We start from the raw sequence: 8,459 nt of genomic DNA, 5'->3' as shown, positions 1-8,459 counted from the left end.
CATGGCGAGCAGTCCGAAGGCTTCGGCCGATCCGATCGATGCGCGTATGGTGCGCAAGCTGGCCGACATCCTCACAGACACCGGCCTCACCGAGATCGAGGTCGAGCACAACGGCCTGAAGATCCGCGTCGCCCGCAGCCTGACGATCCAGGCTCAGGTCGCTCCCAGCAGCTACGCCCCCGCGGCCCACGCTCCGGCCGCGCCTGCGGCTGAAGCCGCGCCCGCAGCGCCCGCCGCGCCGCGCGGCGATACGGTCAACTCGCCGATGGTCGGCACGGTCTATCTGCAGCCCCAGCCGGGCGCCGATCCGTTCGTCAAGATCGGCGACACCGTCCAGGCCGGCCAGACCCTGATGATCGTCGAGGCGATGAAGACGATGAACCCGATCCCCGCGCCCAAGGGCGGCAAGGTCGTGGAGATCCTCATCGAGGACGGCCAGCCGGTCGAGTTCGGCGAGCCCCTGATCGTCCTCGAGTAGGGCCATGTTCGAGAAAATCCTCATCGCCAACCGCGGCGAGATCGCCCTGCGGGTCCACCGCGCTTGCAAGGAAATGGGCATCGCCACCGTGGCGGTGCACTCCGAGGCCGACGCCGGCGCCATGTGGGTGCGGCTGGCCGACGAGAGTGTCTGCATCGGCCCGGCGCCGGCGGCCAAGAGCTACCTGAACATCCCCTCGATCATCGCCGCGGCGGAGATCACCGGGGCCAACGCCATCCATCCGGGCTACGGCTTCCTGTCCGAGAACGCCCGCTTCGCCGAGATCGTCCAGGCGCACGGCTTCACCTTTATCGGGCCCAAGCCGGAGCACATTCGGATGATGGGCGACAAGATCACCGCCAAGCAGGCCGCGAGGGACGCAGGCATCCCCGTGGTCCCCGGCTCCGACGGGGCGGTGAAGACCGAGGAGGAGGCCGAGGCCGCCGCCAAGCAGATCGGCTTCCCGGTGCTGATCAAGGCCGCCGCCGGCGGCGGCGGGCGCGGCATGAAGGTCGCCCCGACGCCGGAGAGCCTGGCCGAGGCTGTGTCCACCGCCCAGGCGGAGGCCAGAGCCGCCTTCGGCGACGACGCCGTCTACATGGAGCGCTACCTCCAGACCCCGCGGCACATCGAGATTCAGGTCATCGCCGACAGCTTTGGCAACGTCTGCCACCTGGGCGAACGCGACTGCTCCCTGCAGCGCCGTCACCAGAAGGTGCTGGAGGAGGCCCCCTCCCCGGCCATCGACGCCAAGGCCCGCGTGAACATCGGCCGGATCGTCGTCGAGGCCATCAAGAAGATCGGCTATCTCGGTGTGGGGACTGTGGAATTCCTCTACGAGAACGGGGAGTTCTTCTTCATCGAGATGAACACCCGCCTGCAGGTGGAGCACCCGGTCACCGAGGCGATCACCGGCATCGACCTGGTCCGGGAGCAGATCCGCATCGCCGCCGGCGAGCCCCTGTCGTTCAAGCAGTCGGAGGTGGTGTTCGAGGGCCACGCCATCGAGTGCCGGATCAACGCCGAGAACGCGAAGACCTTCACCCCCTCGCCCGGGCTGATCACCGACTTTCACGCCCCTGGCGGCCTCGGCGTGCGGCTCGATTCGGCCCTCTACGCCGGATACGTGTTCCCGCCCTACTACGACAGCCTGGCGGGCAAGCTGATCGTCCACGGCCGCGACCGCGAAGAGTGCATCGCCCGGCTTGGCCGGTGCCTCGCCGAGATGGTGGTCGGCGGCATCGACACCACCATCCCGCTGTTCCAGGAACTGCTGAATCAGCCCGACATCCGCGCCGGGGTCTACGACATCCACTGGCTGGAGCGCTGGATGAAGGCGCAGCTGGAGGCGACCTAGCGATCCTTCCTCCCCATGCGGGTGACGGACGACTAAGCTGCGGCGATGGACGAGCACCGCATCATCACCTGGCGCGTCGGGGACGTGCGGATCACCAAGGTGCTCGAGCACGAGAGCGCCTTCCCGCCGCAGTTCCTGCTGCCCGCCGCCGATCCGGCCGAGCTGGACAAGATCGGTTGGCTGAAACCGCACTTCCTGACCTCGAAGGGTCTGATGCGGCTCTCGGTCCACGCGCTGGTCGTCGAGACGCCCACCCTGAAGATCCTCGTCGACACCTGCGTGGGCAACGACAAGCAGGGCCGCCAGGTGGCCGACTGGAACGAGCGGACGACGCCGTTCCTGGGCTTCCTCGCCGAGGCCGGCTACGCCCCCGACGACATCGACGTCGTACTCTGCACACACCTGCATGCCGACCACGTGGGCTGGAACACCACCCTGGTGGACGGCGCCTGGCAGGTCACCTTCAAGCGCGCCCGCCACCTGATTCACCGGGTCGAGTACGACTACTGGTCTAGCCAAACCGACGCGGAGACCAAGGCCATGCTGGCCGACTCCCTGCAGCCGGTGATCGAGGCGGACCTCGCCGAGCTGGTCGAGCTGCCGCTGCAGCTCTGTGAGGAGGTGGCTCTCGTCCCCTCCCCCGGCCACACGCCGGGGCATTGCAGCGTCGCCATCGCCTCCCGCGGCGAGCGGGCGATGATCACCGGCGACTTCATGCACCACCCCTGCCAGATCGCCCGGCCGCACTGGAACGCCGTCTCCGACCGCGACCCGGACCAGGCGGAGCGGACGCGGCGGGAGCAGCTGGGCGCCTGCGCCGCGGGCGGGGTGCTGGTGATCGGCACCCACTTCCCAGGCCCGACGGCCGGCCGGGTTTCGCCCGAGGGCGGCGCCTGGAGGTTCGACGTCTAGGCCCTTAGAGTCCGACCATGTCCGCCCGCTTCGGACCGCGTGAGCTTCTCGCCTGCTACGCCCGGGGGGTTTTCCCGATGGCGGACGCGCGCGACGACGACCGCATCTTCCTGATCGATCCGGAGCGGCGCGGCGTGATCCCGCTGGACCGCTTCCACGTCGCGCGCCGGCTGGCGCGCACGGTGCGCAGCGATCCGTTCGATATCCGCTTCGATACCGCCTTCCCCGAAGTGGTGGAGGCCTGCGCCACCGCAGCCGAACGGGACGAGACCTGGATCAACCGGCCGATCGAGCGGATGTACGCCGATCTCTTCGCCCTGGGCTTCGCCCACAGCGTAGAGTGCTGGAAGAACGGCGAGCTGGTCGGCGGGCTCTACGGGGTGGCGTTGCAGGGCGCCTTCTTCGGCGAGAGCATGTTCAGCCGGGCCCGGGACGCCTCGAAGGTCGCGCTCGTGCACCTGGTGGCGCGGCTGAAGCTGGCCGGGTTCACGCTGCTGGACGCCCAGTTCATGACCGAGCATCTGGCGCAGTTCGGCGCGGAGGAGATCCCCCGGGCCGAGTATCAGCGGCGGCTGGGTGCGGCGCTGGGCGTCGCGGCCGACTTCGGCGCGGCGGCGACCTGCGCCGGCACCGGGGCCCTGCAGGTGATCACCCAGGCATCGTAGACCGGGTGCTCCAGCGGGTTCAGGCCCGGCGAGGAGGCGTACATCCAGCCGCGGAAGGCACGGCGGGCCGGCGGCGTGGAGCGGCCGGGTTGGGCGCGGGGCTGGCTGTCGATCTCCACGTAGGCGATGGCGTCCTCCATCGCCTCCTCAGCGGTGGCGCGCTCGCAGGCGCGGACCGTGAAGACCAGGTTCTTGTAGCGCACCGGCTTGCCCACCTGAGCCTCGAACCGCAGCGTCTCAGCGGTGATCTTGTCGATCGCTTGCAGGATGGCGACGTTGTGGCGGATGCGCTTGGCCGGCGGCGGCTCGGGGACAGCCTTCTCAGGCGCCTTGGCCTCTACCTCCGGCTCCGGCTCCGGCTCGGCCCTCTCCGCCTCCAGCGGGGGCGCGGGCTCGGGCGGCAGGGCCTGGATCACCGCGGGCGGGGCCTCTTCCTGAGGCGGCGCGGCGTCGACGGGCGGATTGCCCGGATCGCCGGGCGGCGGCGCATCGAGGACAGGCGGTCCGGCCGGCGGGGCCGGCTGGGCCGCCACAACCAGCGCCAGCGCGCCGGCCCCGGCCAGCGTCGCGGCGCCGACCAGCAGCCGCCGCGTCTTGCGTCCATCCATGCCGTTGTGAGTCATCGCCGCCAGTCTAGTCCGGCTTCCAGGCCTCGTAATCGCCGGTCGCCCGCGGCCGTTCGCCGCCGCGCGCCAGCGAGCCCTTCGGGCGCCATGCGAAGCGGGTGCCCGACAGGTTCGGCCGGTGGTCCTTCTCCCAGGCTTTGCGCGGCAACGGCGCCGTGGTCGGCGGCTCGTCGAAGGTGTGGTGCAGCCAGCCGTGCCAGTCGGGCGAGACCTTGGAGGCCTCGGCGTAGCCGTTGAAGATCACCCACCGGCGCTTGCGGCCGTCGTAGCTGTCCGACGTGTCCTTGGCCTCGTAGTAGGTGTTGCCGAGCTCGTCCTGCCCCACCAGCACGCCACGGCGCTTGATATGGAACTTCGCCCCGAACGTGCCGCCGTGCCACCAGGTGAAAATCGCCTTCAACACGTGACTTGGAACCCTTGGCTGCGGCCGGAAAATCGCGCGGACAATAGCCCGGCGACTCGGGAGGGTCCAGCACGACCGCCTTCAAGATGTTGGGGATGACCGCCCCTGCGGCCGCAACATCTATTGAGGGGACCCGCCAGCTCTCCTAACCTCGATTCGCAGGGAGCGGTTCTATGCGTATCGAAGCGGGCACGGCGAGGATCGAGCGGCGCACCCTTGAACGGGCGGGCGTGGTCGTGGAGGTGCTGGCCCCGTCGGCCTGGACCAACGCGCGCCTGGAGGCCTGGCTCGACTGGGCCGGGGGCGAGCCGGCCGACCTGCCCGCGGCCATCTTCCGATTCGCCGAGGACCTGGTCCAGAAGGGCGAGGCGCTCGGCCTGTTCGCCGCCCCGCGCGACCGGGCCGCCTTCCGGCGTGATCTCGGCGCGGCGATGCTGTCGGGCGCACTGGCGGTGACGCCGGCCCGCGGCCCGGCCGCCCCCCCGGCCATCGCCGTGTCGGGCCAACTCGACTTCCTCCGCCGGATCGACGCCGCCCGCGCCGAACGGCGGGGCCAGCTCGCCGCTCAGGCCGCCGCCGAAACCCTGTCGGCCCGCCTGCAGGCGGTGATGGACGCCGTGCTCCGCTGCGAGGGCGATGCAGCCGCCTGCGCCGACCCCGCCGCCAACGTCACCCTGGCCAGGGCCGCCGAGGCTGCCCGCGCAGCCGGCGCGCCGGACGCCCTGATCCTCGACGCCATCGCCCTGGCCCGCGCCGGCGACAGCCTCTGGCGCGCCGAGCCGCCGCGCTTCCCGCTGAACGGCCCCAGCCTTATCGCCGTCGCCGACGCCGACGCCCTGGCCGGCGCCGCCGGTCAGGCCCTGGCCCGCGCGGCCTGGGAATCCGGCGTGGTGGGCGTGGCGTTCCAGGAAGCCGACGCCCGTGCCCTGGCCGGCGCCCGCGGCTCGGCCCGCGCCGCGGTGAACGTGCTGGCCTTCGGGGCCGGCGAAGAGTTCGACGCCGTCTCCTTCGAGGCCGTGGTGCGGCTCGCCGCGCAGGCCCTGGCCGCCCTCGGCCCGCAGCCCGCCCTCCTGGGTCTCGCCGGCGTCGCCGAGTGGCTGGTGGCGCAAGGCCTGGCCTACGATTCACACGAGGGCCGGGCGGCCGCGCGCGTCCTCTACGCCCGCGCCGCCGAGGCGGTCCGGAACGCCGGCGCACCGCTGCAGGGCGGTCTGGCCGTCTTCGACGATGCGGAGCTGGCGCTGCTGCTCGGCGGTGTGCGGACCTCCGCCGAACCCTGGACCGGCCCGGCGAGCCTGGCCGAGACCGCCGACGGGGTCGTGGTGCGCGTGCTCTCCGAGGCGGCGCTCGCCGGTTTTGCGAAGCTCGGCGTCGACGCGACCGCCGCCCGCGCCGAAGTGCTGGGCCGCGGCGACCTTTCCCAGGCGCCCGGGATCGACCACAAGGCCCTGCGGGCCCTGGGCTTCACCGACCACGAGATCAGCGCGGTGGAAGCTGCGCTCGCCGGCGCCGGACGACTGGCCGACGCCTTCACTGTCGAGGTGGTGGGCGAGGGCTTCGTGCGCGACGTCCTTGGCGTCGGCGACGCCGAGTTGGCCGATCCGACCTTCGACCTGCTGGCCCGCGCCGGCTTCACACGCGAGGCGATCGCCGCCGCGGAGGCCTACGCGCTCGGCGCAGGGTCGCTGGCGGAGGCCGCGTTCCTCACCGCCGCGCAGCGCCAGGTGTTCGCCTCGGCCGACGAGCTGGGTCCCGCCCCCTACCTCGGCCTCCTTGCAGTGCTGCGCCCGGTCCTGGCCGTGCCCGCCATGGCCGAGTTCACCCTGCCCTGGGACGCCGCGCCCGAGGAGGCCGCCGAGCTCGCCCGCGAGGCGGCCCAGCTGGGCTCCTCGGCGGTGTGGATCCAGCGCGCCGGCCCACCGGCCAGCCTGATCCTCGACATCCCCAAGGCGCCGGAGCCGCAGGCCCGGCCGGTGCGGGAGGCTGCCCCGGTGATCGAAGAGCGGGTCGTGGAGCGGATCGTCGAGCGCGAGCGCACCCGCCGCAAGCTGCCCGACCGGCGCAAGGGCTACATCCAGAAGGCGGCGGTGGGCGGCCACAAGGTCTATCTGCACACCGGCGAGTACGACGACGGCGAGCTCGGCGAGATCTTCATCGACATGCACAAGGAAGGCGCCGCCTTCCGCAGCCTGATGAACAACTTCGCCATCGCGATCTCGATCGGGCTGCAGTACGGCGTGCCGCTGGACGAGTTCGTCGACGCCTTCGTGTTCACCCGGTTCGAGCCGGCCGGACCGGTCACCGGCAACGACTCGGTGAAGTCGGCGACATCGATCCTCGACTACATCTTCCGGGAGCTGGGCGTCTCCTACCTGGGCCGCTCTGACCTCGCCAACGCCGACCCGGGCGAGCTCAACGCCGACGGCCTGGGCCGCGGCGAAGGCGAGGACGCAGCCGCCGCCCTGGCGCAGGGAGAGCCACAGCCGGCATCCCGCTTCATCTCGAAGGGCTTCTCCCGCGGCGCGGCCCCAGACAACCTGGTCTTCCTGCCGCTCGGCGAGCGCAAGGCCTCCGGCCCCACCAGCCTCGAGACCGCCGACATCTGCGCCGCCTGCGGCGACATGGCGGTGGTGCGCAAGGGCGCCGCCCTGATCTGCGACACCTGCGGAACCCGCGCCGGCGAACACCAGCCGGACAGGACCGGCTGACGAGCTGCCGGTCAGCCCCTCACCTGGGACATGATCGCAAGCAGCCGGCCCTCGTTGTCGTTGAAGAAGGCCATCCACTCTTCGAGCCCGTCGTCGTGGCGATGGATCATGTGAGGCGCGCTGACGAACTCCACCCCTCGCGCCGACAGCTGCGTGTGCGCCGCGCGGATGTCCGGCACGCGGAAGTACAGCACTGAGGCGGGTTCCTGGGCAGCGCTCTCCTCCAGAAACAGCCGCACGCCGCCGCAATCGAAGAACGCCAGCTTGCCGAATGTGTAGAGATGCGGCAGCCCCAGCACCTCGCCATACCACTGCTGGGCCGCTGCGATGTCCTTCACGCTACGGGCGATCTGACCGACCGGGCCAAGCTGAACCGTCTCCGTCATTTCAGTCTTCTCCGCACCCAAAGCACTGTCGTTGCGCACCCCCGTCCAACGCCGCAGTTCCCGCCGGCTTGCGAGGCCAAGTTTCGCCAGCGCGTTGGAAACGTGGAACTTCACGGCGTCCACGCTGACTCCTTGCCGGCGAGCGATCACGGGATTGCTCATGCCGTGGCGGACGGCCTCGACCACCCGCCATTCTGCGGGCGTCAGCAAATCCGGATGAGGCGGCCTACCCCTGGTGGGCGTGTTCGGCATGCCAGGAACTCTACCGTGGGTCGGCTGGGTTTTCCCTACCCGGCGCAGACATCCCCATGGCCCGCCGCTTGCTGACTAGGTCTCAAACGGACCCACGCTCGAAAGGCGCGTTCCAGAATGAGACCGATCGCCCTCCTCGCCGTCGCCCTGACGCTGGCCGCCACGCCGGCCCTCGCCCAGAACGTGACGCAGATCTCCCAGGCCCGGAACGGCGCCAGCTGCGCCGGCTGCAACCTGTTCCAGGCCGACTTCTCCCGCGCCGAGCTGCACGGCAAGAGCTTCGCGGGCGCCAGGCTCCGCCAGGCCGACCTGTCGGCCTCGGTGATGAACCGCACCAGCTTCGCCCGCGCGGACCTACGCGACGTGGAGGCCTACGGCGGCGTCTTCACCGGCTCCGGCTTCGCCGGCGCGAACCTTTCGGGCGCGAGCTTCGTCGGGACCTACCTGCAGGGCGCCAACTTCCGCGGCGCGGTGCTGGACGGGGCCAACTTCTCGGGCGCCGAGATGGACCGGGCCCTCGGCCTGACCCAGGCTCAGTTGAACCGCGCCTGCGGCGACGGCGCGACCCAGCTGCCGCCGGGCCTCACCATTCCGCCGTGCTGAACCACCAAGAATTACCGCGATTTAAGTGGCGTCAGCGTCATCTTTGGCGGCACATGAGGGCTGATCCCG

Annotated in this window: 9 protein-coding genes; 6 read left to right on the top strand and 3 right to left on the bottom strand. The window is 71.0% G+C overall.

The window, feature by feature from the left end:
- Position 1: 1 nt before the first annotated feature.
- Genes accB through aat form a run of 4 tightly spaced genes read left to right on the top strand, consistent with a single transcriptional unit; the run spans position 2 to position 3,412 of the window.
- Positions 2-478, top strand: a complete 477-nt coding sequence (gene accB, locus VHK87_RS12280) for an acetyl-CoA carboxylase biotin carboxyl carrier protein (protein WP_329635183.1) — start codon at positions 2-4, stop codon at positions 476-478.
- Positions 479-482: 4 nt separating this feature from the next.
- On the top strand, positions 483-1,835 hold the full coding sequence (accC, locus tag VHK87_RS12275) for an acetyl-CoA carboxylase biotin carboxylase subunit (RefSeq protein ID WP_329635182.1): 1,353 nt from the start codon (positions 483-485) through the stop codon (positions 1,833-1,835).
- Between the two features lie 45 nt (positions 1,836-1,880).
- Positions 1,881-2,747, top strand: a complete 867-nt coding sequence (locus VHK87_RS12270; RefSeq protein WP_329635181.1) for an MBL fold metallo-hydrolase — start codon at positions 1,881-1,883, stop codon at positions 2,745-2,747.
- Positions 2,748-2,764: 17 nt separating this feature from the next.
- Positions 2,765-3,412: a leucyl/phenylalanyl-tRNA--protein transferase gene (aat, locus tag VHK87_RS12265; RefSeq protein WP_329635180.1), complete on the top strand. Its 648-nt coding sequence runs from the start codon at positions 2,765-2,767 to the stop codon at positions 3,410-3,412.
- On the opposite strand, the gene VHK87_RS12260 is transcribed toward aat, so the two are convergent.
- Positions 3,310-4,020 (bottom strand): DUF2155 domain-containing protein, encoded by a 711-nt coding sequence (locus VHK87_RS12260; RefSeq protein WP_329635179.1) that lies wholly within the window; start codon positions 4,018-4,020, stop codon positions 3,310-3,312. The genes aat and VHK87_RS12260 overlap by 103 nt on opposite strands.
- A 25-nt stretch (positions 4,021-4,045) precedes the next feature.
- Positions 4,046-4,441 (bottom strand): NADH:ubiquinone oxidoreductase subunit NDUFA12, encoded by a 396-nt coding sequence (locus VHK87_RS12255; protein WP_329635178.1) that lies wholly within the window; start codon positions 4,439-4,441, stop codon positions 4,046-4,048.
- Positions 4,442-4,614: 173 nt separating this feature from the next.
- Between VHK87_RS12255 and VHK87_RS12250 the strand changes: the two genes are divergently transcribed.
- Positions 4,615-7,149 carry a ribonucleotide reductase gene (locus tag VHK87_RS12250; protein ID WP_329635177.1) on the top strand — a complete coding sequence of 845 codons (2,535 nt, stop codon included), beginning with the start codon at positions 4,615-4,617 and terminating at the stop codon, positions 7,147-7,149.
- Positions 7,150-7,160: 11 nt separating this feature from the next.
- Here the strand turns inward: VHK87_RS12250 and VHK87_RS12245 are convergent, their stop codons facing one another.
- The gene (locus VHK87_RS12245; RefSeq protein ID WP_329635176.1) at positions 7,161-7,787 is read right to left on the bottom strand and encodes a LuxR C-terminal-related transcriptional regulator; all 627 of its coding nucleotides are present in this window, start codon (positions 7,785-7,787) and stop codon (positions 7,161-7,163) included.
- Positions 7,788-7,904: 117 nt separating this feature from the next.
- Between VHK87_RS12245 and VHK87_RS12240 the strand changes: the two genes are divergently transcribed.
- Positions 7,905-8,390, top strand: coding sequence for a pentapeptide repeat-containing protein (locus tag VHK87_RS12240; RefSeq protein ID WP_329635175.1), 486 nt, complete (start codon positions 7,905-7,907; stop codon positions 8,388-8,390).
- Positions 8,391-8,459: the final 69 nt, after the last annotated feature.

The sequence above is a fragment of the Phenylobacterium sp. genome (genome assembly GCF_036263695.1).
Taxonomy (GTDB): Bacteria; Pseudomonadota; Alphaproteobacteria; order Caulobacterales; family Caulobacteraceae; genus Phenylobacterium.
The sequence above is the reverse complement of the archived record's forward strand: the minus strand, read 5'-3'. Positions and strand labels throughout refer to the sequence as shown.

Coding starts and splice junctions, on each gene's coding strand:
- accB (WP_329635183.1), top strand. CDS start 2: ATGGCGAGCAGTCCGAAGGCTTCGGCCGATCCGATCGATGCGCGTATG.
- accC (WP_329635182.1), top strand. CDS start 483: ATGTTCGAGAAAATCCTCATCGCCAACCGCGGCGAGATCGCCCTGCGG.
- VHK87_RS12270 (WP_329635181.1), top strand. CDS start 1,881: ATGGACGAGCACCGCATCATCACCTGGCGCGTCGGGGACGTGCGGATC.
- aat (WP_329635180.1), top strand. CDS start 2,765: ATGTCCGCCCGCTTCGGACCGCGTGAGCTTCTCGCCTGCTACGCCCGG.
- VHK87_RS12260 (WP_329635179.1), bottom strand. CDS start 4,020: ATGGATGGACGCAAGACGCGGCGGCTGCTGGTCGGCGCCGCGACGCTG.
- VHK87_RS12250 (WP_329635177.1), top strand. CDS start 4,615: ATGCGTATCGAAGCGGGCACGGCGAGGATCGAGCGGCGCACCCTTGAA.
- VHK87_RS12245 (WP_329635176.1), bottom strand. CDS start 7,787: ATGCCGAACACGCCCACCAGGGGTAGGCCGCCTCATCCGGATTTGCTG.
- VHK87_RS12240 (WP_329635175.1), top strand. CDS start 7,905: ATGAGACCGATCGCCCTCCTCGCCGTCGCCCTGACGCTGGCCGCCACG.